A 25487-nucleotide genomic window follows, 5' to 3' on the forward strand; every position below is an offset into this window, starting at 1 on the left:
CTGCCGCTGCTAACGTCGGCCATTCGTTCGACCATCATGTCTTGTTTGCGCGCATCTTTGCCCATTTTTCAATGGATTGGCCCACACGACAGCGATCCCCACGAAGGCAGATGCACTCTTCGCGGTGTCGGTAGCAAATTTGCGCGCAAGGTCAATGCGATAAACGCCTATCACGGACTGGGCCCGCTCTAGCCGCCATTCCGGCGGAAGACGACATCGTCGACCGAAATACCCGAATAGCGGTCGCTGATGCGGCCTAGGATCAGAAACACCTGTGCGGGGCAGGCCGGCGGAACGGTGAATTCGACCGTGTTGGCGCCGTCGTCGAGCCGCTCGAGCATCAGCCGGTCTTCTTCGCCGACACACACCATCGCGACCGAGAAAGCGGATGCATCACCGTCGCTTTCTTCGACATTGAGGCTCACGCTGTGCGGGCCGGCTTCGAGCGGCAATGTGCGGTCCACCAGGACGTAATTGCCGCGACCATCGGTCTCCAGATAGAGGTTCTGGTCGGCGCTTCCCTCGACCTGCGACAGGAATCCACCGCCTTCGCGCAAATTCCAGTCGAACGGGGTCAGCTTACCCTTGTAGAGATCGGCCTGATATTCGAACCCGTTATCGTCTGCGAGGCCTTCGAACGAAGACGTTTTGGGCAAACTCTCGTAAAGCCGCCGCGCATCAGCGAACCGTTCGGTCTGCAGCATGGCCCGAAGGCTGCCGCGCATCTCCTCGCGGCTGAGTTTGCCGCTGGCGCGAAGGTCGTCCATCAGCGCGACCGATCCATCGATCGCCTGTCCGGCTTGATTGGGACCGGCCGATAGCCAGCGTTTGCGCCAGAAGGGATCGAGGTTGAGACGTTCGACGAATTTTTCGCGGAATTCGGGAATGCTGGCCAGTTGCCACAGCACCTGTTCGAAATCTTCAGGTTGGTCCTGCGTGCGCATCAGCGCATCGGCGCGTAGCGCCGCGATGTCGAACTGCCCGACCTCGAGCGCCTGGCCGAACGCCCAAAGCTGTGTCGGCCCGTCACGCCAGCCAAGCGCGGCCGCTAGCGGCCATGCCGGGTTATTGGGATCGCCATCGAGTTCGAGCGCAATTGCGATCGCGCGAACCGCGTTGGCGGAATAGGGGCGCTCGATCAGCGCTTTGCGGGCGACCGGGATGATTTGCGCGCTGTCGCGTTCCTGCGTTGCACGCGCGGCAACGGCCGCGAGCGCGGTGCCGTGATTGGGATCGAGTGCAACTGCCGCAGCGGCACGGCGATCGAGGAAGGCCGCCTGCGCCGCGTAGAGACGCACCAACTGGCTCGCCATGGCCAATCCGACGATGACCAGCACGATGCCGATGCCGACGCGCTTTCTCATGCTGGCTGGCTCGCCCTGGTCGCGCGCGGCGAGCCACGGCAGCCATAGCAGCGCCAGGAAAATAGCCAGCACGGCGTTGATCGTGGCCATGCGCACCGGATAGTCGATCAGGCTATGCAGGCCGGCCAGCAGCAATGCGGCGGCAGCCACGAGCATCGCATGGCGCAACTTCGAGCCCTCGCCAGAGGCGTTGCGCAGCGCCTTGATGACCAATCCGATGGTGACGAGCAGGAACGCGCCCATCAGCGCTACCCCCGGAATACCGGTTTCCAGCGCCCACTCGATCCAGTCGTTATGTGCGTGGTTGATGTAGAAGGGGATGAGGAAGTCGAGATTTTCGTTGGCGCGGAAAGCGCCGTCAAATCCGCCAAGCCCGACGCCCCACGGCCAGAAACTCTCGGTGACGTAGAGAAGATCGGGCAGGATCGCGAGGCGGATATTCTCCGGATCCCAAAGCCGCGTCGCGATCGAGGCAAGGTCGATCTGCGGGCTTAACAGGTCGAAGATCACCAATACGATCGGTGCCAGCAACAAGAAGGAAATGACCATCTTCGAGGATTTGGGACGAAACGCTGCCAGCAGCGCAACCGGGATCGCAATAGTCACAAGGATGAGGCCCGCGCGCGAACTACCCAGCAGTGCAAGTAACGCAATGAGCGGGCCGCACAGGACCAGCGCCAGGATGCTCGGCTGGTTGAGTTTCGCCTTGAGCTTGGTGCTCGCGCTGTTGCCGCGTCGCCGCGAGCGGGACTTGCCCGAAGAAAGGACGTTCCAGGCCGCGATCGCCAGGATGCCCAAGGCGATGAAGGTGCCGAAATGGTTGGGGTTGGCGAAAAGCCCGGTAATTTCCAGAACGCGGCGGCCGTCGTAGATTGAGAGATGTTCGGGATAGCCCAGCGCGATCTGCATAATCGCCCACGCCGCGTGGATCATCAGCCCGGCGAAGATGATGACAAAGAAATGCCTGAATTGGGTCTTGGTGGAACCCATGGCCGCCATCAGCAGGCCAAAGGGCAAGATGAAACCGGCAAGGGCACGCTTGGTCGCCGCGGTATCGATGCTGAGCGGGCGGGCGACATTTTCGCCGAACAAGGCGAGCAAGGCGGTTTCGATTTCACGCCCCGGCGTGTCGGACCAGGGCGCGTTGGCCACGGGAGTGAGCTGGAAAAGTACGAGGGCCAGCACGCCGAGCATGAGCATCGCCGGCCAGATGGCGATGTTGGGCAGGCGCCGCCGGTAAGTGAAATGGGCCCACAACGCCGTCAGCAGCAAGAACAGGCCAAGGCTGGCAAGAATGCCGTTGTTGAGCGGGCCTGCAGCACCTCCGCCGCCAATCAGCAAGGCCGCCACCAAGGTGATGACCGCGACTACATGAACACTATCCCATTGCCCCGAGGCGCGGAGCTTCTGGATCATCGACGGCATGCAAATTCCCTCCTGAATCAGCGCGAAGGCACTGGCTCGTTTGAAAGGTTGCCTAGCTGCAATGGGCAAGGCCGTCAAAACCCTATCGGAACAAGCGCGTCAGCGGCCTCGTTGGGAGAAAAACAACGGGGAGAGATTCCATCAATTCAGTCACTGCAGACATCGGCGCCACGTGGAATACGATCGACGGCATGATCGACGGTTTTTTCGCGGCGCTGCCAAAGCTCGCCATCGGCGTAATCGTCTTCATCGCCTTCTGGATCATCGCGAAAATCGTTCGCAACGTGGTCAGCAAGGCGAGTTTTGGCGACGGCAACGAGTCGCTGGCGACGGTTTTCTCAAGGATGATCTACTGGGTCATCCTGATCGTCGGCCTATTCATTGCGCTGACGGTCGTGCTGCCTTCGCTCACCCCCGGCCAGCTCATCGGCGGCCTTGGCATCGGCGGCCTTGCGATCGGCTTTGCCTTCCAGGATATCTTTTCCAACCTGCTTGCCGGCATCCTCATCCTCGTCCGCCAGCCCTTCAAGGTGGGCGACGAAATCGAAAGCGGTGATTATCGCGGACGCGTGGAAGAGATCGAAACGCGCGCGACCTTCATCCGTACGTTCGACAACAAGCGCGTCATCATCCCCAACAAGCAAATCTATTCCGATCCGCTCAAGGTGTGGACCGCTTACGATCTGCGGCGCAGCGAATATGAAATCGGGATCGGCTACGGTGACGATATCCGCACGGCGAAGAAGGTCATCCTCGATGCGGTAAAGGGTACCGAAGGCGTCTCGACCGAGCGCGAACCCGACGTGCTGGTCGCAGACCTCGCGGCAAGCTGGATCACGATCAAGGCGCGCTGGTGGCATGAAAGCAAGCGCGGCACCGAAACGCGTTTGCGCAGCCAGGTAATCGAAAACGTCGCCTATGCGCTCACCGAAGCGGGGATCGACATGCCGTTCGAAACGCAGGTGCACCTGTTCCACGATCAGACCGAAGCGAGCGATGGCGACCGGTCGCGGCAGCGCGAGGGTTGGCCGAGCGTCGCCGACAATCCGAAACCGGCGAAAATCGCCGATGCGCTCGGTCGCTCCGCCAACGACTAAAAAGCAAAAGGCCCCTCCCGTTTTCCGCGAGGGGCCTTTCATTGCTTTGGATGGATCGGGACTAGCCGACGATACCCATCAGCGTTTCCTTGAGTGCCGCGCGGCGCTTAGCCGCCGTATCGCTACCACCCGCTTCCAGACCTTCTGCGATTGCTTTGAGCGCGGCCATGTCGCCGGCGTCTAGCGCGGTGCGCGCACCGGCGATCACGTCCGCTTCGAGCCCGCCATCACGTTCGAGCTGGTCGAGATAGGCCTTGGCCACCACCGGAACCGCCGGCCATGTGACCTGGTACTGCTGCTGCGGGTTGAAGGTGTCGCCCATGTCGGCAAGCTTGGCGGCTTCGATTTCGTTAACCGAGAGATGTTCGCTCGGGGTCAGTTCGAAGACGTCGAGCCCGCGGGTGATTTCGGTGCCGTAGATGTAGCCGTCATAATAATAGGTCGACCAGTAGCCGCCAAAGCTGAAGCGGTCGGTCTTGCTGACCGGACCGCGATCGAAAAACGCGATTTCCTGGGGGTTGGCGGCATCGGTCCAGTCGCTGATCGACAGCCCGCCCTGGTACCATGCCTGGGCAAAGATATCGCGGCCCGGGACCGGCACGACCGACCCGTTATGCGCAACGCAGTTCTCGTTGTCTGACTGCGCTGCCGGCAGCTTGTAATAACTCTGGAAGACCAGTTCGCCGTCCTCGATCGTGTAGATCGCGTTGGCGCCCCAGTTCTTTGGATCGGACGCGCGGCAACGCGGCATGCCGCCGCCGCCCCATTCGTCGGTGAACACGACCTTGGTGCCGACATTGTTGAACGTCGCCGAATGCCAGTAGGCGAAGCCCTGGTCGGTCACGGCGGCGATGCGCTTGGGGTTATAGACGTCCGAGATGTCGAGGATGATGCCGTTGCCCGAACAGGCGCCCGCCGCCAGGTCGGCATCGGGGAAGATGGTGATATCGTGGCACATGTCGGTCCGATAGGTGCTCTGTGTGCCTTCACCGTGGTCGCCGCCGCGCCACAAGCCGGCGATCTGGCCGTCGCTCTCGAACACGCGGGGGCTCGACGTGATGCGGCTGGCTGCGGGGTTGGCGAGGGGGATCTCCACTACGTCGATCGAGAATAGGCTGGTGCGGGCATCGCCCGGCACTTCGCCGACGCACCCGGCCAGTTCTTCTTCGTCGCGCACGAAGCTGGTTCCGGACACATAGACGACGATCCGCTCGTCATTGCTGTCCACCACGCTGTGCGTATGGCTGCCGCGGCACGTCTGGACGAGCCCGACCTGCTTGGGACGCGTGACATCGCTGATGTCGAAGATGCGGATGCCGCGGAAGCGGTCCTTGCTGACCTGGCCTTGTACGCCCTGCAGGCCGCAGTCGACGCGTGCGCGCGTCTGTTCCACCGACATGATGAGGATGTCGCCGACGACCGATACGTCGCCTTGGCCGCCCGGGCACACTACCGAGGAGAGGAGCTGGGGCTGGCCGGCATCGGTCAGCCGGTAGATGTTGAAGCCGTGGTAATTTCCGACGACCATCTTGTCGTCGTAGAACGCCATGTCGGTCTGCGCGAAGGAAAGGAGCGGGGCGCGTTCGTTGTAGCGGGTATCGTCTTCGGGATCGTCGCCATCGCGCCGTTCGCTATCGCCATCGGCATCGGCGTCTGCGTCGTCATCGCCTTCGACGATCGGCATCGGCTGACCCGAAGGATTGGCAGGATCGTAGAAACCTGCCGGTTTTTGCAGGAAGGCGACATGCCGCAGGTTCGAAATGGCTTCACCGGCATCGAGGAAGCCCCCCGCAAGTCCCACGCGCGGGTCGGGCGACAGGCTTGCTAGCGCCAGGTTCATCTTCTTGATTTCCGCTTCCTGGTCGGAGCGCACATCGGCGACGAAGTCGTAAAGCACGGGATCGTAGGCCGCGCCCGGCTGCTGGAGGAGGTCACGCACCATGCGGATCGCGCCTTCATGGTGCGCGATCATCAGTTCGAGGAACAGCGCGTCGAAGTCGGTTCCGTTCAGGCCGGCGAGCCGCGCCATTTCCGCCGCGCTGGCCATGCCCATATTTTCCATCGCCTCGGCGTCCATATGTGCATGATGCATGTGCGCACCGCTGGCCGGGTCGGGCGCCATTTCTCCGCGGTCGCCCAGCCAAGTCTGCATGAAGGCGATTTCGTCATCCTGGCTGGTGAGGATACGGCTCGCGACTTCGTTGACAGTCTCGTTGTTGGTCCGATCATTGACAAGCCGCGCCATCAGGACCGCCTGATAATGATGCGGGATCATCATCTGGAGGAAGCCGACATCGTCTTCGCTATAGCTGTTGTTGGCAATGCGCGCGGCTTCGCTAGCATCGACCGTGCGGCTTTCCTCACCCGGGGCTCCCGGCAGGACGATTGGCACGTCCTGCGCAAGGGCAGGGGTAGCGACCATCATCGCGGCAATACTGGTGGAGGCGAAAAAGCGAAGCGAAGCCATGTCTTAATCCTTGTGACGATTCATTGTTGCGCGGACCATGGCGAGACTTTGGACATTTGAAAAGCGGGCTTTCGACGAGGGGAGGGCCAACCGTACGACACGTTAATACTCGCGATTCGTTTGTTAACATTCAGGCCGGTTTCGGCCTCAAAATGACCAATTCCGGGCTCGAATTAACAGCTCTGTTAACGCACCAGAAAATCGATATTTAACAGCTAAATCCCATAAAACTGCCGTTTTTTTGCGACGTTAACGTCGTTATTTTCCTGTTAACTCCATCCCCACACTCACCGGTAAACATGCCCGGGTTAATTCCCTGTCTGACCAAAACGTGGACCAGAAACGGGAATGACTATGAAAAAGCGTCTCAACATCTCAGCAGCCGGGCTTGCGCTAGTCGCAGCGATGGCGAGCCCTGCCCAGGCACAGGACAATCAGGATGCGACGCTCCTCATCACGGGCGGCGTCACGCTTTCGAATGAAGATAATGCGGGCGATGAAGGTGTGGTGGTCGCACACAACGTCGTCGATCCGCTTTATGGCAACATCGATCCCTTCTACGGCAATATCGATCCGTTCTACGGGAACATTCTCCCGTTTTACGGCAATATCGGTGCCTTCTGGGGCGACATCCTTCCCTTCTATGGCAATATCAGCCCGTTCTACGGAAACATCGATCCGTTCTACGGCAACATCAGCCCCTTCTATGGTGATATCACCGCATTCTGGGGAAATATCGGTGCATTCTGGGGCAACATCGGCGCGTTCGATGCTGCGAACCTGGCATCGATCGGCGATTTCTGGAGCGACGCTGGTGCGCTGATCCAGTCAACCAACGATCATTGGGCCGCGCTTGAAGCCGCAGGCGCTTCGCCGGACCACTACACTAAAGTTTATGCGCAGCTGCAGGAACTGATTGCACAGTCGGAAGCCCAGTGGGGCGCGGCTGTTACCGAACAGACCGGTCAGAGCTTTGAGGACGCTTTTGTCGCGGCGATTTTCGCGCGCCACGGCATCATCCCCAATGACCCCTCGTCGCTCTCTGCCCTGACCGGTCTACAACGTTCGGCCTTCTTCCTGGATTGGCACGACACGCTCATGACCTATTCGGGCCTCGATCATGTCGACCATTGGATGAGCGCTGTTAACTGGACCCCCGCGATCACGCAGATTCAGGGCTCCAAGGGCCAGAGCACGGTCGGGCTGCTCGACAGCACGCTCCAAGGCTCGCTCCTGTCGTCAAACGTCGTTTATTCGGGTGGCACAGCGGAGACCCTCGACGGGCACGGTGCCGCGGTTGCCAGCCTCATCGCTGGTGCGCATGACGGTGAAGGCGTGATGGGTATCGCCCCCAATGCCAAAATCCGCGTTTATAATCCGTTCGACGTAGACGGCACTGCCAGCTGGGCGGATGTCGCTGACGGCATCGTAGCGCTGAAGGCCGGTGGCCTGAGCCTGCTAAACTTGATTGACGGCGCCAGCGTCATCAACATGTCGCTTGGTGAAGCTGGATGGGTCGTCGCGCCGGGTATCGTCGACGTCTTTTCAGATCGGCGCGTCGCACAGCACGCCAATGACACGGTATATGTCTTGGCAGCTGGTAATGACGGCATCACGCAAACCACTGATATCGAATGGGATTTCAGTAGCGATCCGACGATGATCCTGGTCGGTTCGGTGAACCCGCATGGCGAAGTCTCGGCATTCTCCAATCAGCCCGGCCATGCCTGCCTGCTGGACAATGGCGTGTGCCATGAAGCCAATCGCCTATACATGCGCACCATCATGGCGCCGGGCGAATTGATGCTGGTGTCGGACGGTGAGGGCGGCGTCGTGCGCCGTTCGGGTACGTCCTTCGCCACACCGCTTGTCTCGGGTGCGATCACGCTGCTGCACGACCGCTGGGCGTGGCTCGCCGATAATCCCGATGCAACGGCGGAGATCATCTTCCGTTCGGCCCGCGATCTTGGCGCGCCTGGCCCCGATGAGGTCTATGGCTGGGGCATGCTCGACGTACTTGCATCGCAGTCCCCGCTCGATTTCAATTCGATGACGTTCACGATCTACCAGTATAAGGGGCGCGGCTATAAATCGTCCTCGCGATCGGCCTCGACGATATTGTCAGACGGCGTAGGTGGCCTTCCGAGCTGGTACGAAAGCAACAACGTGTTCTTCTCCATGATCGAATATGTCGGCGATACGCACCGCGACTTCGTCGTGCCGATGTCGACCGCGACCTACGGGAAGCGCACCAACGTCCTCGGAAGCTGGGAATATTTCCAGGATTTCGTCAGCGGGCGTTTCACCAACTGGATCCTCAGTGGTGGCACGGATAGCGAAGGTGATGGCCATGCCGGGTTCAGCGACATTCGTTCGACCAATGCCACGATCCCTGGCGGCTGGAGCATGCGCTACGACAGTGCGATGCCCCGCTTCAACAGCGACGGCAGCGTGGAATCGACGCACATGGCCACCACGCTGACCGACCCGGCCGGCAAGCTCAGCTTCACGCTGGGCTACGGCCAGGGCGCGCAGGCGCTGGCGGGCAATGGCAACGGCCTGTTCTCGGACTATGACCGCCACCATGGCGGCGTGAACCCGGTGCTCGGCTTTGCTTCGGGCGAGAACTTCGCGGCGATGGGCTACCAGCTCTCGGCGGATACGAAGATCACGCTGGGGTACACTGACAACCGCCTCGAAGGTGATGAAATTCAGGGCCTTACCGAGCGCGAGCGTCTGGTGATGGAGCGTCTCGAGGACCACACGGCCCACGCTTTCACGGCCGATATCGAACATCGCGTCAACGATGATTTGACGGTTGGCCTGCAATATACGCACCTGCGTGAAGACGAAGCCCTGCTTGGCGTCCAGTCGACTGTCGACTTGCTGCTCGGCACCGGCAGTTCGACCGAAGCGCTTACGGCTTCGCTCGCGGCCGATGTGGGTCACGGCATCCGACTCGACCTGTCGGCAACCGGCGCGCGCACCGACAGCCATGATGGCCAGGCATTCCGCACCGGCAATGGTGTCTGGAGCACCGCCGGACAGCTGGCGGTGACCAAGAATGGCCTGCTGGGCGACGATGACCGCCTGCGCCTGGCCGTTTCGCAGCCCCTCACGGTCGAGAATGGCGATATCGAGTTCACGCAGCTTGCCGTGATCGATCGCCAGACCGGTGAACTGGGCGAATGGACGCAGAGCTTCAGCATCGAGAACAAGCGTCGCCTGGTCGGCGAGATGCTCTACGCGACCCCGCTGTCCGACGACGCCGATCTGTCGCTCTTCGGGCGCTACCAGACCGAGGGCAACCCGGGTGAAACGGAAAATTATGTTCTTGGCGCTAGCTTCAGCCTGAATTTTTAACGCAACCTGTCCGGGGACCGACGGCCACGATGGCCGGAAAATCTCCGACCGGACGCGGCAAATTGGGGAAATGCAATGCTCGGTATGATCAAAAAAAGCGTGGGAGTGCTGGCGGTTACGCTGGCCATCACCTTCGCGCCGCCGGCATATGCGAACTTCACCTCGCCTGCGGAATTCAACGAGAAAATCGAGCAGGCAAAGGCCTCGATGATGGCCGATTCGTCAGCCGCGCTGGGTTATGCCCGCGAAGCGCGCGAACTTGCCAACGACAATGACGTCAGCTCGCGCACGGCGCGCCTGACCGCGCAGTGGCTCGAAGCCGAAGCGCTGATGCGCCTCAATCGCGGCGACGAAGCCTCCGAACTCGTGTCCAGGAGCCTCCAGGAAGTGAGCAAGGTCGCGCCGGGCGGTAAGCTCCACGCCGATCTGACCCGCTCGAAAGGCTCGTTGAGCGCAATGTCGGGCCAATATGGCACCGCCTTGTCGTCCTTCCTCGACGCCCATGAGCTTTACCAGGGCCTCGGCGAAGCGCGCAGCGAAGCGATCGTCCTGCAGAATATCGGTTCGCTCTATTCCGACGCACGCGACTATGAACGCGTTCTCGGCTACTACCGCCAGGCCAAGGCGGCCTATCCCGAAGATCTGCCGCTGTCGCTGTCGGCGCACAACAATACCGGTAACGCGCTCAAAGAGCTCGAACGTTATGACGAGGCGGAAGCCGAATTCCGTCAGGCATTCGAGGTTGCGGGCAAGATGGAAAGCCCGATGCTGGAAGCGCGTATTCTGACGAATATCGCCTCAACCCAATATCTTGCGGGCGATCTTGATGAAGCGGAATCAACCATTCGAGCCGGTCTGGCCTATTCGGACCGCGGCGCCGAACAGTGGGAGCCCTTCCTGTATGGCGTGCGCGCCCAGATTGCGTTTGCCCGCGGAGATGCGCGGACCGCAGAACGCTATCTTTCGCGCACGTTCGCGGGCCAGGACCTCGACGCCACGCCCCCTTATTTCCGTGATTTTCACGAAACGGGCGCGCAAATCTATTCGAAGCTTGGCAATCACGAGATGGCCAACCGCCACCTGATGGCATTCAACCGCATTGACAGCCAGGCGCGTGATCTTTCCGCAGTGGCCAACAATGCGCTGCTCGGTGCGCGTTTCGACGCGGCCAACCGCGAACTGCGTATTTCCAAATTGTCGGCAGAAAAGGCTGCCAATGACGTCGCATTGGCCAAGAGCCAGAGCCAGGTTACGTTGCTGACGGCCGGCATCCTCTTTGCGGTGCTCGCTTGCCTCGTCCTGTTCTTCACGCTGCGCACCATGGCGCGGTCGAAGAAGGCAATCAGCGAGGCCAATGAAAAGCTGACCTACGTCAGCCAGCATGACGGCCTGACCGGCCTCTTTGCCCGCGACCATTTCCGCAAGCTGCTCGAAGAAGAGCAGGAATCGGCATCGCTCGCTGGGGAAACCGGCGTCCTGATGTTGATCGACCTCGATCGCTTCAAGCAGGTCAACGACATTTACGGTCACCTTGCCGGGGACACCGTCCTGTCGACCGTAGCCAGGCGTTTCCGCGAAGCAGCGGGCGAGGAGGCCGTCATCGGCCGGCTTGGCGGTGACGAGTTCGCAATCTTCCTGCCGCATCACGCCACCTTGGGCGATGCCAAGGATATCGCGGCCGATATTATCGCGGCGACGTGCCGCCCGTGCGTGGTCGGCGATCACGAGATGACGGTGGGTGCCTCGATCGGCATTTGCAGCTTCGGGATCGATCGCATGACGACCTCGATCCTGATGACCAACGCCGACCTTGCGCTATACGAAGCCAAGCGACGCGGCCGCGGCACCTACGCCAGCTACGAAAGCTGGATGCGTACCGATCTGGAAGAACGTTCAGAGCTCGAAAACGACTTGGCAGTCGCGCTTGCCGAAGGGCAAATGTCGATCAGCTACCAGCCGATCATCAACCTGCCCGATCGCAATACGGTATGCTTTGAAGCGCTGATGCGCTGGAACCATCCCGAACGCGGCGTAATCGGCCCGAGTGTCTTTATCCCGATCGCCGAAGATGCATTGCAGATCGAACAGCTGGGCGCCTGGATGCTGCGCACCGCGTGCGCCGAGGCCGCGACCTGGGAAAACGATATCAAGCTGACGGTGAACGTATCATCGCTACAGCTGGCCAATGCGGGCTTTCTCGGCACCGTCGTGGAAGCGCTCGCCTCGAGCGGGTTGGCGCCCGATCGCCTGATTCTCGAACTGACCGAATCGGTCGTGCTGGAGATGGATGAACAGCTCGAAACGCTGCTCGCGAGCCTCAACAAGCTTGGCGTGCGCTTTGCCCTCGATGACTTCGGTCGCGGCTACAGCTCGTTGAATTATATCGAGAAAATGCACTTCTCGATGATCAAGATCGATCGCGACTTCGTGCAGTCTGCTGCCGCCGGTTCGCGCCGCAGCGAGGCCATCGTGTCGGCGATCGTCAGCCTCGCAGAGTCGCTGGACATCGACGTGACCGCCGAAGGCATCGAGGAAGAAGGCCAGATTGCGGCCATGTCGAAGCTCGGCTGCTCCTGCTTCCAGGGCTACCACTTCGGACGCCCCGAACCGATGACGGCCGGAAAAGCCGTGGACGCCAAGCCGAGCAAGACCGACCGCAAGGTCGCCTAGGCGAGATCATCACTGCAGGAAAATGGTGGACGCACTAGGGCTCGAACCTAGGACCCGCTGATTAAGAGTCAGCTGCTCTACCAACTGAGCTATGCGTCCACACTTTTGAAAACCGTAACAGGACCGCATCGGTTCCGTGCGAGGCGCGCCCTCTAGCAACGCTTTTTCGCTGTTGCAACATCTTTGTCGCGTATCAGCGAAGGCCCGGCCTACGGCTGTCCTTCTGGGCCTGGCGGTGGAATGCCATGAGGACACCGATCATCATCAGCACCGTCATCACCACCGAACGGCCCCAACTCACCAATGGCATGGGAATGCCGACCACGGGGGCAAGCCCCATCACCATCATCAGGTTGATCGTAACGTAGAAAAACAGTGTCGCGGTCAGCCCCGCCGCGGCGAGCTGCGAATAGCGGTCCTTGCATCGGTTGGCGACCGACATGCCCCACGCGATGAGACCCGCCCACAGGCCGATCAGAAACACGCCGCCGACCAGCCCCCATTCCTCGACGAACGAGGAGAAGATGAAGTCGGTGTGGCCTTCGGGCAGGTACTGCAAATGGCTCTGCGATCCGTTGAGGAAGCCCTTGCCCCACATGCCGCCCGAACCGATCGCGATCTTGGACTGGGTGAGATTGTATCCGGCGCCAAGCGGATCGGCCTCGGGATCGAGGAAGATGAGGATGCGCCGCTGCTGATATTCTTCGAGAAAACCGATGGCAAAGGGGATCGCGGCAGCGACGATCGCGGCGCCGCCGGCAAACAGCCACCAAGGCAGGCCGGCTAGGAACATCACCACGACCCCGCCGAGAATGAGCGCCAGCGCGGTTCCGAGATCGGGCTGGATTAGCGTTAGGCCGGCAGGGATTCCGACCAGCAATGCGGCGGGCCAGACGGCGCGCCACTTGTTGATGTCACCTGTCGGCAGCAACTCGTAGAACTTCGCGAGCATCATGACGATGACCGGTTTCATCAGCTCCGATGGCTGTAATTGCATGAAGCCCAGGTCGATCCAGCGCTGGGCGCCCTTGCCGACGAAGCCGTACAGCTCGACGGCGATGAGCAGCCCCAGCACCCCGATATAGGCGACGGGCGTCATCGCCTTGATGAAATTGACGGGCAGGTAGCTGACGCCGATTGCGGCGACGAACACGACGATGAAGATCATGCCCTGACGCAGCGCCCACGGCTCGAGCGATCCGCCCGCGGTCGAGTAAAGCGTGGCGAAACCGACCAACCCCAAGGCCGTCACCAGGAAGATGGCGCGCCAGGGGAGGCGTTGGAGCGGTTGCGGGACAGTGATCATGCGCTGTCCCCGCCTTCGTAAGGATTGGGTATCTCGCCATTGGCGATCGCGAGCACGCGCTGCTGGAAGGCCTGTGTGCGTTCGGCCAGACTGCCGCCCCAGGTGGTTTCGAGCTCGCGCAGGCGCTCCATCGCTATGGTCCGGTCGAACAGGAAGGTCATCACGTCGCGCGCGATCGGGGTTGCGGCGCCGCTGGTGCCGCCATGCTCGATCGTGACCGAGCAGGCATAGCGCGGGTTGTCGTACGGGGCATAGCACACGAAGTGGCCGTGATCGCGGTAGCGCCACGGCACCGATCGACCATCCCCGCGCGACAGGCCGCGCACCTGCGCCGTGCCGGTCTTGCCGGCCAGTTCGACCCCGTCGATGGGTAGACGGGCAACGCCCGCAGTGCCGGCACCATTGACGACCTCCCACATGCCATCGCGCGTCACATCGAGATGCTCCTGCGGGATATCCAGCTTGGGCGCGATCTGGGGGTGCAGGCCGACGAGCTTGGGCAGCACCGCGCGTCCGCTTGCGATGCGCGCGGTATGGACCGCCATCTGGAGCGGATTGACGATGACATAACCCTGTCCGATCGACGCGTTGAGCGTATCCGCCGCGGTCCAGCGCTGGTCGTATTTGCGCATCTTCCATTCGCTGTCAGGAATGGTGCCATAACTCTGGCTGAGGACCGGCAAGTCGTATTTCATGCCCAGCGTCAGTTTGCGCGCCATGTCCGCGATCGCATCGTAGCCGATACGATGGCCCATCGCGTAGAAATAGGTGTTGCAGCTGCGTGCGATGGCCCGTTTCATATCCATCGGCCCGTGCCTGCCGAGGCACCGGAAGAAGCGGTTGCCGAGCTGGTAGCCGCCCGGACAATTGACCCGCTCATCGGGCGAGATACCGGCTTTCTGGATCGCGAGGCTCGCCATGGGCTTGAGCGTAGATCCCGGAGGATAGAAGGAGCCGATCGTCTTGTTGACCAGCGGGCGGCGCTCGTTGTTCGAAAGCAACGACCATTCGGTCTGGCCAATGCCATCGGAAAAGCTGTTGGGGTCGTACGCCGGCATCGACGCCATGCACAGGATTTCGCCCGTCAGGCAGTCGACGATGACCACGCTGCCGCTTTCCAGCCCGAGGCGCCGTGCGGCATATTCCTGAAGGTCCGCATCGATGGCGAGCTGGACGGTATTGCCGGTCTTGTCGGGCTTGGGTTCGAGTTCGCGCACCAGCTTGCCGCGCGCGGTCAGCTCGACGCGCTGGCCGCCTGGTTCTCCGCGAAGACGATCCTCGAGCGTCTGTTCAAGGCCTTCCTTGCCGATCTTGAACCCCGGGGTGACCAGAAGCGGATTCTTTTCCTCGGCCTCATATTCCTCGCGATTGGCGATGCCGACATAGCCGATCAGGTGACCGACGGCGGGACCCGACGGGTAGTAGCGGCTGAACCCGCGCTGGGGGAGGATACCGTCCAGTTCGGGCAGTCGCACGTTGACGGCGGCATATTGCTCGTACGGCACGTTCTCGGCGACCTGGACCGGGCGATAACCAGTGGTCTCGGCGATTTCATCACGGATGCGCGCCTGTTCTTCGGCATCGATATCGAGCAGCTCGGCAAGCAGTTCGAGTTCGCGGTCCAGATTTTCTTCTTCGATCTGTTCGGGGATTGCGTCGACACGGAAGTCGGAACGGTTGATGGCAATCGGCTTGTTGTTGCGATCGACGATCCAGCCGCGCCGCGGCGGGACGATGATGAGCTGGACGCGGTTATCTTCGGCCAGCGTCTGATAATATTGGTTCTGGCTAATCGAAAGATAGGCCAACCGACCGACCAAAAGGGCGCCAAACGCGGCCTGGATGCCGCCGACCAGGACGAGGCGGCGCGAAAACAAGGCTTCGCGATTGGCCTCGGTGATGCGCCGTGCCGGCTTCCTCCTGCGCTTTCGTTTCGCGATCATCGGCGAACCCGCTTCTTGTCGACCCAGGTGATGATAGACGAAACGACGGGATAGGCGAGAACGGCGATAAGGACAGGGATGCCGATGGTCTCGATCGGGGCGGGCGCACCGGCGAAACGCGCGACCTGCCACTGCACCACCTCCGCGACGACGATCAGCAAGGACGCCACCAGCCATTCGCCGAGCCAATCGCGCCACTGACTGCGGCGTTCGATCAATTCGGCGACGATCAGCGCCAGGCTGAAGGTGAAGACCGACAGGCCGATCATGTGGCCGGCGATAAGGTCGTTGAACAATCCTGCGGCGGGCGCAAACCACGGCGAGAAGGCGAGCGGGCGCTGGAGCCGCCAGGCGATCAGCACTAGCAGTGCCATGTCGGGCCACCATCCGCCATCGCTGACGACCGGCCAGAGCGTGAAGAAGCTCGCGAGGAGAACCATCGCGGGGGGCCAATATTGCGCGCCGGCAACCGGTCCCCTGCGAAAACGCTGCGCACCGCGGCTCAGTCGTCCCTTGGGTCGCGACTTTGTCTTCATTCGCTGGCCTGTTGGACGACTGGCGTGTCATCGACCAGCACCGGCTCATAGATTGGTTCGACAATGGCAAAACCGCTCTCGTCGGGGCGGGCAAGCGGAACCGCGATGGCCCCGTCATCTTCCTGCCGGATGACCTTGGCGATGGGGATGCGCGGGGAATAGAGGCCGCCGGTGCCGCTAGTGGCGATGATGTCTCCGGGCATGAAGGGATTGCGGCCCACTTCGAGCGGGCGGACGTCGATGCTGCCGTCGCCGCGACCGCTGGTGATCACCGCTTCCCCGGTACGCAGCAGTTCGCCGGGAACGCGATTGCCCCGATCGGTTACCAGCAGGACCCGGCTGGCCGTCTGACCGCGGTCGATGACCCGGCCGAGCAGCCCCTTGGCGGAGCGAACCGGCATGCCGATTTCGACACCGTGCCGGGCGCCGACGGTGATGACGGCATAGCGTCGCGGGCTGTCCTGGCTTGATCCGATAATGCGCCCGGTCGCGATTTCCTCCTTGGCACGCTCGACCAGGCCGATGGTCTGCTTGAGGCGGATATTTTCGCGCTTGATCGCTTCGGCCTCGACAAGCTGCCGCTCGAGCGCGTCGCGCTGTTCGCGCAGCGCCGCATTCTGGTCCGCCGCGTCCCAATAATCGCCAGCGCCGGTAAAGATGCCTTGCGCGGTGTTCGCCACGGCGGTGCCGGCTTCGGCGATGGGGCGCGTGGCGTCCAATGCCGCGCCGCGCACGACGTCATAGGTGCGCGGTGCGGCGATCGAGAGGGCAAGCAGCGCCAGTCCGGACAAGGCGCCGATGACCAGCACCACGAAGCCAATAAAGAGGCTGACTTGCGCCCGCTTCGAGAAGCCCGAGCGCCGTGATTTCGGCGGCGCCATGAGCGCTCCTCCTTATGCGGTTTGAAGCACGGCGCGGAACTGCTCTTCCTCGAGCGCGCGTCCGGTACCCATTGCGACGCAGGACAGCGGATCTTCCGCCACCGTAACCGGCAACCCGGTCTCGTCGCGCAGCACTTCATCGAGACCCTGGAGCAGCGCACCGCCCCCCGTCAGCACGATCCCCTGGTCGCAAATGTCGGCGGCCAGTTCGGGCGCTGTGTTTTCGAGCGCGATGCGCACGCCTTCGACGATGGTGCCAACCGGCTCGGACAGTGCTTCGGCGATCTGTCCCTGGTTGATCGAAATTTCCTTGGGCACGCCGTTGACGAGGTCACGGCCCTTGATGTGGACGGTTTCGCCAATACCGTCGGCGGGCGGCTTGGCAACGCCGACCTGCTTCTTGATCCGTTCCGCCGTGGCTTCGCCGATCAGGAGGTTATGGTTGCGACGCACGTAGGAGGAAATGGCTTCGTCCATCTTGTCCCCGCCGACACGCACCGAGGTGGTGTAGGCGAGACCGCGCAGCGACAGAACGGCGACCTCGGTCGTGCCGCCGCCAATATCGACGACCATCGAGCCGACTGGTTCGGTCACCGGCATGTGCGCGCCGATCGCGGCGGCCATCGGCTCTTCGATCAGGTAGACTTCGGAGGCGCCGGCATTGGAGGCGGCATCGCGGATGGCGCGGCGTTCGACACTGGTCGAACCCGAGGGCACGCAGATCACGATTTCCGGAAAACGCCACGCCCGCATCTTGCCGCCGTGCACCTTGGTGATGAAGAACTTGATCATTTCCTCGGCGACATCGATGTCGGCGATCACGCCGTCGCGCAGGGGGCGGATGGCTTCGATCTGGTCGGGCGTCTTGCCCATCATCAGCTTGGCGTCGTCACCGACAGCCTTGACCTTCTTGATGCCGTTGACGGTCTCGATCGCGACAACCGACGGTTCGTTCAGGACGATCCCGCGACCGCGTACATATACTAGCGTATTGGCGGTCCCCAGATCGATCGCCATATCGTGGCTCATCCACTTGAACCATTTATTCCAGAACATAAGAGCCGCCCTTTGCCTTTCGCTCGCATTTGGCCAAGAAGGGACTTTGCGTCCCGTACCCCCGGCTGTTAACCCGAATTCGTTGAAAGAAGCATGAATTTCCTAAGAAAATCAGCACTTCGCGCGAAGTTCCGAATTGGGCTAGAAGGCTTGCGATGTCAATAAGAAGGCTCCCGTCCGACCTCATCAATCGCATCGCCGCGGGCGAGGTGGTGGAGCGACCGGCGAGCGCGCTCAAGGAACTGGTGGAAAACAGTCTCGATGCAGGCGCGTCCAATGTCGCGGTGAAGCTGTCGGCGGGCGGGCTCGAACGGGTCGAAGTCGTCGACGATGGGTGCGGCATGACACGCGATGACATGGCGCTCAGCCTGGAACGCCACGCGACGTCCAAGCTGCCCGATGCGGCCATTGAAGATGTGGTCAGCTTCGGTTTTCGCGGCGAAGCCTTGCCCTCGATCGCCAGCGTGTCGCGCTTCACCATGGAAAGCCGCACTGGCGACAGTGATGGCTGGAAGTTGGTCGTCGACCACGGCGAGAAGATTGAAGAAGGCCCGGCCGCGTTGCCGCCTGGCACCCGCATTAAGGTCGAAGGCTTGTTTGACAAGGTACCCGCGCGGCGCAAGTTCCTGCGCACGCCGCGCAGCGAATATACCGCCAGCCTCGATGTCATGCGGCGGCTCGCCATGGCGGCGCCGCAGGTCGGCTTTACGCTCGATCATGACGGGCGCCGCGTGATCGAAGTGCAGCCGCAATCGCCGCCCGAACGCGTTGCCGCCCTGCTCAATCCGCAATTGCAGAAAAACGGGCTCGGCCTCGATACGCAGCGCGGGGACATGCGGATGACGGGGGTCGTCAGCCTTCCGACCTTCAATCGCGGCATGGGCGACCAGCAATATCTGTTCGTCAACGGCAGGCCGGTGAAAGACCGGCTGCTGGTCGGCGCGCTGCGCGGTGCCTATCGCGATCTGTTGGCGCGCGACCGTCATCCGATCGCGGCATTGTTCCTCGATCTTCCGACGCATGAGGTCGACATCAATGTCCACCCCGCCAAGACCGAAGTGCGCTTTCGCGACGCGCAGGGCGTGCGCGGACTCATCGTTGGCGGCATCCGGCGCGCGCTGGAAGAAGCGGGGCACCTGTCGGCCAACCGCGAACAGTTGGCGCAGCCTGCCGCCTGGCAGGTCGAGCCGGTCGGAACGACGTCATCGCCCAATCCCGAGCGGCCGGTCGAAGCGGCGGCGTATGCACGGCCGGACGACCTTGCCGCGCATCCCGGCCAACCCAGTGTTTGGGAAGCGCGCGCTGCCTTTGCCGCGCCGCCGCAAGCGCGCGCCGAGATCGCCGAGGCTCCGCCACCTCAAGCCGCGCAGTATCCGCTTGGCGCCGCGCGCGGTCAGGTCGCCGCCACCTATATCGTCGCCGAGGCGGAAGACGGTCTGGTCATCGTCGACCAGCATGCCGCACACGAACGGCTGGTGCTCGAGCGCATGCGCGCAGCGCGCGAGGGTGAGGAAATCAAGCGCCAGCCGCTTTTGATCCCTGAAACGGTCGAAATGGATGAAACCGATTGCGAGCGTCTCGAGGAGGCCGCCGATGAACTGGCGCAGCTGGGGCTGGAGATCGAACGCTTTGGCCCGGGCGCCATGCTGGTTCGCGCCACGCCTGCGCCGCTCGGACAGAAAGTGAAAGCGCCGCAGTTGCTCGCCGATATCGCCGCCGAATTGGCGGAACTCGGGTCCAGCGTGACCTTGCGCGACCGGATCGATCTCGTGGCCGGTACGATGGCCTGCCACGGCTCGGTGCGCGCAGGACGGATCCTTTCGGTGCACGAGATGAACGCGCTACTCCGGGAGATGGAAGCGACTCCGCATTCGGGCCAGTGCAACCACGGCCGCCCGACATGGGTCAAACTCGCGCATGGCGATATCGAGAAACTGTTCGGACGCAAGTAGCTCCGTATCGGAGGCGATGGTGGCCTTCGATTAACTACGCCGATGCAACACCGCTCCGACACGATCGGGGAGGGAAGATATGCTGCAACTCGCGTTCAGCTCCATCATGGTCGAACCCATGGATGCACCGACGCTAGACGAGGTCGTCGCGCGCTGCCGCGCCCATAATATGAAGATGGGCATTACCGGGTCGATGATCGTGGGTGGCAGGCGCCTCGCCGGGATCATCGAAGGCGAAAGCAATGACGTCACCTCGACGTTCGAACGCATATGCCGTGACAGGCGGCATCGTGCGATCGTGCTGCTCGGAAAACGCAAAATCGACGTGCGCCATTTTCCGGGCCAACCGCTCGCGCATAAGCAGATTGCGCCATCCGCAACCCCCATGAGCCTGGCCCGGATGGTGCGCTCGTTGCGCGAGGAGAAGGCGCACGGCTCCATCTACAAACCGCTCCGGCGCTATTCGTCGATTCTTGCCGCTGCCTGACCATTCCGCGACTCGCCAATCGGTGCTATACCGAGACGGTCATCAATGAGAGCACAGGGGATGACGATGAGTGACCGGCGCTATTATGCCCGGCGCGCGATGCAGGAATTGCGCCGCGCCGAGGCTTCGGAAAATCCGGCCGTGGTCGAAATTCACAAGCTGATGCAGCGCGCTTATGCCGAGCGCGCGGCGACGGGGGGACGCGACGTCCTTCGCCCCGAGGAGATTGGCTAGAGTTTTTCGATCCGTTGGCGGACCGTTTCTACCTTTGAAGCGCGCGCTTCGGCGCGGGCCTTTCTGAGGAGCGGGTAGGCTTCGGCTTCCTCGCGCCTCAAAGCCTCGGCGAACTCGCCGCTGCGCACATGCTCCAATATGTCGCGCATTTTCTGGCGCACCGTGTCGTCCACCATCTTGGGGCCACCCAGCACCGCGCCGAGTTCGGCGGTGTTGCTGATCGCTTCGCGCATGCCGGCAATACCGCGCGCCTCAATGAGATCGGCTAGCAACTTTAGTTCGCTAACACACTCAAATAACGCCAGTTCTTCGGAGTATCCGGCTTCAATCAGCGTGTCGAACCCGGCCTCCAGCAGGGCAGGAACACCGCCCCAGACGACGGCCTGTTCGTTGAACAGATCGGCTTCGCATTCTTCGGCAAAAGTGCTTGCGATAAGGCCCGCACGCGCGCAGCCGATGGCCTGCCCGTAAGCGAGCGCAATGTCCCGCGCGCGGCCGGTGGCATCCTGTTCCACCGCCCATAAGCCGATCATGCCCTTGCCCTCGGTGTAGAGTTGGCGGAGCGCGGTGCCCGGTCCCTTGGGCGCGACCATGACGACATCGAGATCATCGCGCGGCCGGATGAAGCCGAAATGGACGGCGAGACCATGGCTGAAACCGAGCGCGCTGCCGCGGGGCAGGGCATCTTCGATTGCACCGTAAGCACCCGTCATCACCTCGTCGGGTAACAGCATCATGGTGAGCGCAGCGCCTTCGACCGCGTCTTGGGGCGCGGCGTGGAAGAGGCCGTCGGCTTCGACGCGCGCCGCGCTCTCGCTGCCGTCCCGGAGACCGATCACCACGTCGTGACCGCCATCATGCAGGTTGCGCGCCTGCGCGCGCCCCTGGTTGCCGTAGCCGATAATGGCAATGCGCTTGCCGGCGAGCGGGGCAGGATCGATCTGGTCGTCGCGGATGATGTCCATGAGCTTGCCCTACAGCCTGTCGGTGATGATGGAAACGGCGCGGTCCAGTGCGCCCGGGGCATCGAGCGGCTCTTCAAAGCGCGGCCAGTCGGCAGGCGGCTGGTTGCGGAACCAGGTATATTGGCGCTTGGCATATTGGCGCGTGGCGAGCCGGCCTGCCTCGATCATCTCGCCCCGCGACGTTTCGCCCCGAATGAAGGACGCAATTTCGGGAACGCCGATGGCGCGCATGACGGGCAAAGCAGGGTCGAGGTCGCGGGCGAGCAGCGCCTCGACTTCTTCGATCGCGCCGTGGTCAAGCATCTGGGCAAAACGGCGATCGCATCGTTCGACCAGCCACTCACGCGGCGGAAGCAGGATCAGCGGCGCAACGGTGACGTCATCGCCGATCCCGCCTTCTTTGTGGTTTTGCCAGTAGGCAAGTGTCTGTCCGGTCGACCGGATCACTTCGAGCGCGCGGGCGATGCGAGTGGTGTCGCCCGGGTTGAGCTTGGCGGCACCTTCGGGGTCGGCCGCCTGTAGCGCTGCATAATTGTCGGCCACGTCAGCGGCGCGGATTTCTTCCCGAATGTCGGGGTCAATGTCGGGAACGGGGGCGATGCCTTCCAGCAGCGTCCGCAGATAAAGGCCGGTGCCACCGACAAGGATGGACAATTGGCCGCTCTCTTGCGCTGCGTCGATCTCGGCGCGGGCGAGGGCAGCCCAATCCGCAGCCGAACAAGGGTCGGCACCATCACGCACCCCATAGAGGCGGTGCGGCGCCTGCGCCTGCTCGTCGGCACTCGGGCGTGCCGCGACGATATCGATGTCGGCGTAGATTTGTGCGCTATCGGCATTGATCACCACGCCATTCGCCGCTTTGGCGACCGCAATCGCCAATGCGGACTTGCCGCTGGCGGTCGGACCCGCGATGAGGGCGAGAGGAGGACGCGATTTGTTCATTGCGACGCTAATAGCAGAAGGCCAACTGGACGCTGAGCTTTTATCGGAAGTTCTCTGGCAATTTGATGAGGATTGTACCGCTGGAAAGATCCGCGAGCGTCACTGGCTGGATGAAGGCGCTGCATGTGATCTTCACATCAATCCGTCCAAACAATTTTCTTTCGATGATCGAAACGAGTTGGCCGAAGGCATCAAGTCAATGGCCATTGCTATTGCCAAAGGTGGTTTCGGATATGACCTGCGAATTGACGTCATAATCCAGCCTGAGGGGAATCGACTACCTCAACTTTTCATCGCCGATATGGACAGCACAATGATCGGGCAGGAGTGCATTGACGAGCTTGGCGACATGGCGGGCGTCGGCGAGCAGGTCGCCGCCATTACCGAGCGCGCGATGCAGGGCGAACTCGACTTTGCCGGATCGCTGAAAGAGCGGCTGGCGCTGCTCGAAGGGCTGCCGGTCGAAACGATATCGCGCTTGCTCGACGAGCGCATCGTGCCCAATCCGGGTGCCGAACGGCTCGTCAGAACACTCAAGGCAAAGGGCGTGCGCTGCGTCCTCGTTTCGGGCGGCTTTACAGCCTTTGCCGATGTGGTCGGCGGCTGGCTCGGCTTCAACCGCGTCGTCGCCAACAAGCTTGGCGTCGAAGGCAACCGGCTGACCGGCACGGTCGATGGCGACATCGTCGATCGGACGACCAAGGCAAATGTGCTGCGCGAAGAAATGGCGGCGCTAGGCGAGGGGACGTCGCTCGCCATCGGCGATGGTGCGAACGATCTCGACATGCTGGATGCGGCGAGCCTCGGCATTGCGTATCGCGCCAAGCCCGCGGTCGCCGCTGCCGCCGATGCGCGGCTCGACCATCACCCGCTCGATTCGATCCTGTGGGCGCTTGGCATTCCCAAGGCCGACTGGGCCTAGTTCGCTTTTACCGGGAAGCAGGCCTGGCCGCTTTGTTGGAGTCGCTTGCATGCGGCATTGGCGGCGGCGCGGCTGGCAAACGGTCCCACCTGGAGGCGGGTGACGTTCCCGGCATCCACCAGGAAAGAGCGTTTGCCCGACAGCGCGGCATTGCCCTTGACCTTGTCATATAACGCGCTGGCGGAACTGCTTTTGGAAAACGCGCCAAGCTGGAGACGCCATGGACCGGTGGCGGTGCTGGCCGCGCTCGCCGTTGCAGCGGGCGCAGGCTTGGGCGCGGGCGGCGGTGCGGCGGTGGGCTTGGGGGTCGGTTTCGGCGCGGGTGGCGGCGTTGCCTTGGCGGTGGCTGACGGCGTGACGGCCTTGGGCTTGGCCGAAGGCGCAGGCGTGGTCGGCCGCGCGGTCGCCTCACGCGGCGTCTGGGCAAGGCCTTGCTGCCGCGCGGCAAGCTGCGTGCCCTGCGTCTTGATCTCGTCGGACAACAACCTGTCGAGTTCCGACAGCGTACGGCGGGCAGGGTCGAGCCCCGTATCCGCGGCGCGCTTCACGTAGGCATAGCCTGCAACCGGATCGCGCGGCACGCCGTCGCCATTATATAGTGCCGTGCCGTAGACCAGCATGGCGCGTGGATCGGACTTGCTGCTGGCCGAACGAAGCCAGCGCATCGCGTTGACCTTGTCGCCATTCGAAAACAGCATCAGGCCAAGATTGACCTCGGCATCGAGATGGCCTTGGCGCGCGGCGGATTCGAAATAACGCTGCGCGCGGGCATTATCGATCCCGACTCCGCGCCCCATGCGATAGGCTTGGCCCATGTTGAAGGCGGCATCGGCATCGCCGCTGTCGGCCAGCGGGCGCCAGATGGTGACCGCTTCGACATAATTTCCCGCGGCCCAGGCATCGATGCCGTCACGCACCGATTGCGCAGCAGCAGGCTGTGCCATCGAAACGGCCAGAGCGAACCCCCAGATTGCCGAAATACGCATAATCACATCCTTCGAACTGACGCCAAAACGACGTCATTTTTCATAGCGCATCAGAGGGAAAGGCAACAGCGTCTTGAGCGTGTTAACCAGATTTTAGCCAGTTCAGTGTCAATTCCATCCTCGAACAACAGCGTTCACTAACGCGAGGGGAAGATAATGCGCGTTCTGGCAATGGCATCGCAAAAAGGCGGTTCGGGGAAAACGACCCTGTCCGGTCACCTTGCGGTGCAAGCACAGCGAGCCGGCCACGGCCCGGTCTGCTTGATCGATATCGATCCGCAAGGGTCGCTCGCCGACTGGTGGAACGAACGCGAGGACGAAATGCCCGCCTTCGCCCAGACGACGGTCGCCCGCCTGGCCTCGGACCTCGAAGTCCTGCGCCAGCAGGGTTTCAAACTGGCGGTTATCGATACGCCGCCCGCCATCACCATGGCGATCCAGTCGGTCATCGCGGTGGCCGAACTGGTCGTTGTACCGACCCGGCCGTCGCCGCACGACCTTCGCGCCGTTGGTGCGACGGTCGATCTGTGCGACCGCGCCGGCAAGCCGCTGATCTTCGTGGTCAATGCGGCGACGCCCAAGGCCAAGATTACCTACGAAGCGGCGGTTGCCCTGTCGCAGCACGGCACGGTTGCCCCGGTCACGCTGCATCACCGCACCGATTTTGCCGCATCGATGATCGATGGCCGTACCGTCATGGAAGTCGATCCCAACGGTAAATCGGCCGAAGAAGTAACCGAGCTGTGGAATTACATTTCGGATCGTCTCGAGAAGAATTTCCGCCGGACCGTCTTTACGGCTCCCGGTGCGCAGCGCCCCAACGCGGCGGCGCCCGCGTCTTCGCCCCGTCCGGTCGGTGGCTTCGGCCGCCGCGTCGTGGGCCAGTAAGGA

18 protein-coding genes and 1 tRNA gene are annotated in these 25487 nt (G+C 62.3%); 8 read left to right on the plus strand and 11 right to left on the minus strand.

Features of this window, described 5'->3' with window-relative positions; translation table 11 throughout:
- Positions 1–188: 188 nt before the first annotated feature.
- Complete coding sequence (locus NUX07_RS05635) at positions 189–2780, minus strand: O-antigen ligase family protein (protein ID WP_265529503.1); 2592 nt, start codon at positions 2778–2780, stop codon at positions 189–191.
- Positions 2781–2980: 200 nt separating this feature from the next.
- On the opposite strand from NUX07_RS05635, the gene NUX07_RS05640 reads away from it, so the two are divergent.
- On the plus strand, positions 2981–3886 hold the full coding sequence (locus NUX07_RS05640; protein ID WP_265529505.1) for a mechanosensitive ion channel family protein: 906 nt from the start codon (positions 2981–2983) through the stop codon (positions 3884–3886).
- Positions 3887–3947: 61 nt separating this feature from the next.
- Here NUX07_RS05640 and NUX07_RS05645 read toward each other — a convergent pair whose 3' ends face one another.
- The gene (locus NUX07_RS05645; protein WP_265529506.1) at positions 3948–6353 is read right to left on the minus strand and encodes a DUF305 domain-containing protein; all 2406 of its coding nucleotides are present in this window, start codon (positions 6351–6353) and stop codon (positions 3948–3950) included.
- A gap of 354 nt (positions 6354–6707) precedes the next feature.
- Between NUX07_RS05645 and NUX07_RS05650 the strand changes: the two genes are divergently transcribed.
- Positions 6708–9716: a S8 family peptidase gene (locus NUX07_RS05650; protein WP_265529508.1), complete on the plus strand. Its 3009-nt coding sequence runs from the start codon at positions 6708–6710 to the stop codon at positions 9714–9716.
- Between the two features lie 84 nt (positions 9717–9800).
- A complete protein-coding gene (locus NUX07_RS05655; protein WP_265529509.1) occupies positions 9801–12386 on the plus strand; it encodes an EAL domain-containing protein in 2586 nt (861 codons plus the stop codon).
- Positions 12387–12409: 23 nt separating this feature from the next.
- Here the strand turns inward: NUX07_RS05655 and NUX07_RS05660 are convergent.
- The 6 genes from NUX07_RS05660 to NUX07_RS05685 form a co-directional block, all read right to left on the minus strand.
- Positions 12410–12485, minus strand: a tRNA-Lys gene (locus NUX07_RS05660).
- Positions 12486–12579: 94 nt separating this feature from the next.
- A complete protein-coding gene (gene rodA, locus NUX07_RS05665) occupies positions 12580–13692 on the minus strand; it encodes a rod shape-determining protein RodA (RefSeq protein ID WP_265529511.1) in 1113 nt (370 codons plus the stop codon).
- Positions 13689–15635 carry a penicillin-binding protein 2 gene (gene mrdA / locus NUX07_RS05670; RefSeq protein WP_265529512.1) on the minus strand — a complete coding sequence of 649 codons (1947 nt, stop codon included), beginning with the start codon at positions 15633–15635 and terminating at the stop codon, positions 13689–13691. The genes rodA and mrdA overlap by 4 nt, the downstream gene beginning before the upstream one ends.
- Positions 15632–16075 (minus strand): rod shape-determining protein MreD, encoded by a 444-nt coding sequence (gene mreD / locus NUX07_RS05675; RefSeq protein ID WP_265529515.1) that lies wholly within the window; start codon positions 16073–16075, stop codon positions 15632–15634. The genes mrdA and mreD overlap by 4 nt, the downstream gene beginning before the upstream one ends.
- A gap of 92 nt (positions 16076–16167) precedes the next feature.
- Positions 16168–17052: a rod shape-determining protein MreC gene (gene mreC, locus NUX07_RS05680; RefSeq protein WP_265529517.1), complete on the minus strand. Its 885-nt coding sequence runs from the start codon at positions 17050–17052 to the stop codon at positions 16168–16170.
- Positions 17053–17064: 12 nt separating this feature from the next.
- A complete protein-coding gene (locus NUX07_RS05685; protein ID WP_265529519.1) occupies positions 17065–18108 on the minus strand; it encodes a rod shape-determining protein in 1044 nt (347 codons plus the stop codon).
- A gap of 155 nt (positions 18109–18263) precedes the next feature.
- Here NUX07_RS05685 and mutL point away from each other — a divergent pair, with 155 nt between their 5' ends.
- The 3 genes from mutL (at position 18264) to NUX07_RS05700 (ending at position 20781) form a co-directional block, all read left to right on the plus strand.
- The gene (mutL, locus tag NUX07_RS05690; protein ID WP_265529521.1) at positions 18264–20060 is read left to right on the plus strand and encodes a DNA mismatch repair endonuclease MutL; all 1797 of its coding nucleotides are present in this window, start codon (positions 18264–18266) and stop codon (positions 20058–20060) included.
- Between the two features lie 79 nt (positions 20061–20139).
- Complete coding sequence (locus tag NUX07_RS05695; protein WP_265529522.1) at positions 20140–20547, plus strand: BLUF domain-containing protein; 408 nt, start codon at positions 20140–20142, stop codon at positions 20545–20547.
- Positions 20548–20613: 66 nt separating this feature from the next.
- Complete coding sequence (locus tag NUX07_RS05700; protein WP_265529524.1) at positions 20614–20781, plus strand: hypothetical protein; 168 nt, start codon at positions 20614–20616, stop codon at positions 20779–20781.
- Here NUX07_RS05700 and ilvC read toward each other — a convergent pair.
- Both ilvC and miaA read right to left on the minus strand, forming a co-directional pair.
- Positions 20778–21746, minus strand: coding sequence for a ketol-acid reductoisomerase (gene ilvC, locus NUX07_RS05705; protein WP_265529526.1), 969 nt, complete (start codon positions 21744–21746; stop codon positions 20778–20780). The genes NUX07_RS05700 and ilvC overlap by 4 nt on opposite strands.
- A gap of 9 nt (positions 21747–21755) precedes the next feature.
- A complete protein-coding gene (gene miaA / locus NUX07_RS05710; protein WP_265529527.1) occupies positions 21756–22688 on the minus strand; it encodes a tRNA (adenosine(37)-N6)-dimethylallyltransferase MiaA in 933 nt (310 codons plus the stop codon).
- 199 nt (positions 22689–22887) lie between these two features.
- On the opposite strand from miaA, the gene serB reads away from it, so the two are divergent.
- Positions 22888–23610 carry a phosphoserine phosphatase SerB gene (serB, locus tag NUX07_RS05715; protein WP_265529528.1) on the plus strand — a complete coding sequence of 241 codons (723 nt, stop codon included), beginning with the start codon at positions 22888–22890 and terminating at the stop codon, positions 23608–23610.
- On the opposite strand, the gene NUX07_RS05720 is transcribed toward serB, so the two are convergent.
- Positions 23607–24596, minus strand: a complete 990-nt coding sequence (locus NUX07_RS05720) for a tetratricopeptide repeat protein (RefSeq protein WP_265529529.1) — start codon at positions 24594–24596, stop codon at positions 23607–23609. The genes serB and NUX07_RS05720 overlap by 4 nt on opposite strands.
- Positions 24597–24752: 156 nt before the next feature.
- On the opposite strand from NUX07_RS05720, the gene NUX07_RS05725 reads away from it, so the two are divergent.
- Positions 24753–25484: a ParA family protein gene (locus tag NUX07_RS05725; protein WP_265529530.1), complete on the plus strand. Its 732-nt coding sequence runs from the start codon at positions 24753–24755 to the stop codon at positions 25482–25484.
- Positions 25485–25487: the final 3 nt, after the last annotated feature.

Origin of the sequence: Sphingomicrobium marinum (assembly GCF_026157105.1) — a bacterium.
GTDB lineage: Bacteria > Pseudomonadota > Alphaproteobacteria > Sphingomonadales > Sphingomonadaceae > Sphingomicrobium > Sphingomicrobium marinum.

Excerpts from the sequence above, each read along its gene's own strand:
- NUX07_RS05635 (WP_265529503.1), bottom strand. The coding sequence starts at position 2,780 with ATGATCCAGAAGCTCCGCGCCTCGGGGCAATGGGATAGTGTTCATGTA.
- NUX07_RS05640 (WP_265529505.1), top strand. The coding sequence starts at position 2,981 with ATGATCGACGGTTTTTTCGCGGCGCTGCCAAAGCTCGCCATCGGCGTA.
- NUX07_RS05645 (WP_265529506.1), bottom strand. The coding sequence starts at position 6,353 with ATGGCTTCGCTTCGCTTTTTCGCCTCCACCAGTATTGCCGCGATGATG.
- NUX07_RS05650 (WP_265529508.1), top strand. The coding sequence starts at position 6,708 with ATGAAAAAGCGTCTCAACATCTCAGCAGCCGGGCTTGCGCTAGTCGCA.
- NUX07_RS05655 (WP_265529509.1), top strand. The coding sequence starts at position 9,801 with ATGATCAAAAAAAGCGTGGGAGTGCTGGCGGTTACGCTGGCCATCACC.
- rodA (WP_265529511.1), bottom strand. The coding sequence starts at position 13,692 with ATGATCACTGTCCCGCAACCGCTCCAACGCCTCCCCTGGCGCGCCATC.
- mrdA (WP_265529512.1), bottom strand. The coding sequence starts at position 15,635 with ATGATCGCGAAACGAAAGCGCAGGAGGAAGCCGGCACGGCGCATCACC.
- mreD (WP_265529515.1), bottom strand. The coding sequence starts at position 16,075 with ATGGTTCTCCTCGCGAGCTTCTTCACGCTCTGGCCGGTCGTCAGCGAT.
- mreC (WP_265529517.1), bottom strand. The coding sequence starts at position 17,052 with ATGGCGCCGCCGAAATCACGGCGCTCGGGCTTCTCGAAGCGGGCGCAA.
- NUX07_RS05685 (WP_265529519.1), bottom strand. The coding sequence starts at position 18,108 with ATGTTCTGGAATAAATGGTTCAAGTGGATGAGCCACGATATGGCGATC.
- mutL (WP_265529521.1), top strand. The coding sequence starts at position 18,264 with ATGTCAATAAGAAGGCTCCCGTCCGACCTCATCAATCGCATCGCCGCG.
- NUX07_RS05695 (WP_265529522.1), top strand. The coding sequence starts at position 20,140 with ATGCTGCAACTCGCGTTCAGCTCCATCATGGTCGAACCCATGGATGCA.
- NUX07_RS05700 (WP_265529524.1), top strand. The coding sequence starts at position 20,614 with ATGAGTGACCGGCGCTATTATGCCCGGCGCGCGATGCAGGAATTGCGC.
- ilvC (WP_265529526.1), bottom strand. The coding sequence starts at position 21,746 with ATGGACATCATCCGCGACGACCAGATCGATCCTGCCCCGCTCGCCGGC.
- miaA (WP_265529527.1), bottom strand. The coding sequence starts at position 22,688 with ATGAACAAATCGCGTCCTCCTCTCGCCCTCATCGCGGGTCCGACCGCC.
- serB (WP_265529528.1), top strand. The coding sequence starts at position 22,888 with ATGGCCATTGCTATTGCCAAAGGTGGTTTCGGATATGACCTGCGAATT.
- NUX07_RS05720 (WP_265529529.1), bottom strand. The coding sequence starts at position 24,596 with ATGCGTATTTCGGCAATCTGGGGGTTCGCTCTGGCCGTTTCGATGGCA.
- NUX07_RS05725 (WP_265529530.1), top strand. The coding sequence starts at position 24,753 with ATGCGCGTTCTGGCAATGGCATCGCAAAAAGGCGGTTCGGGGAAAACG.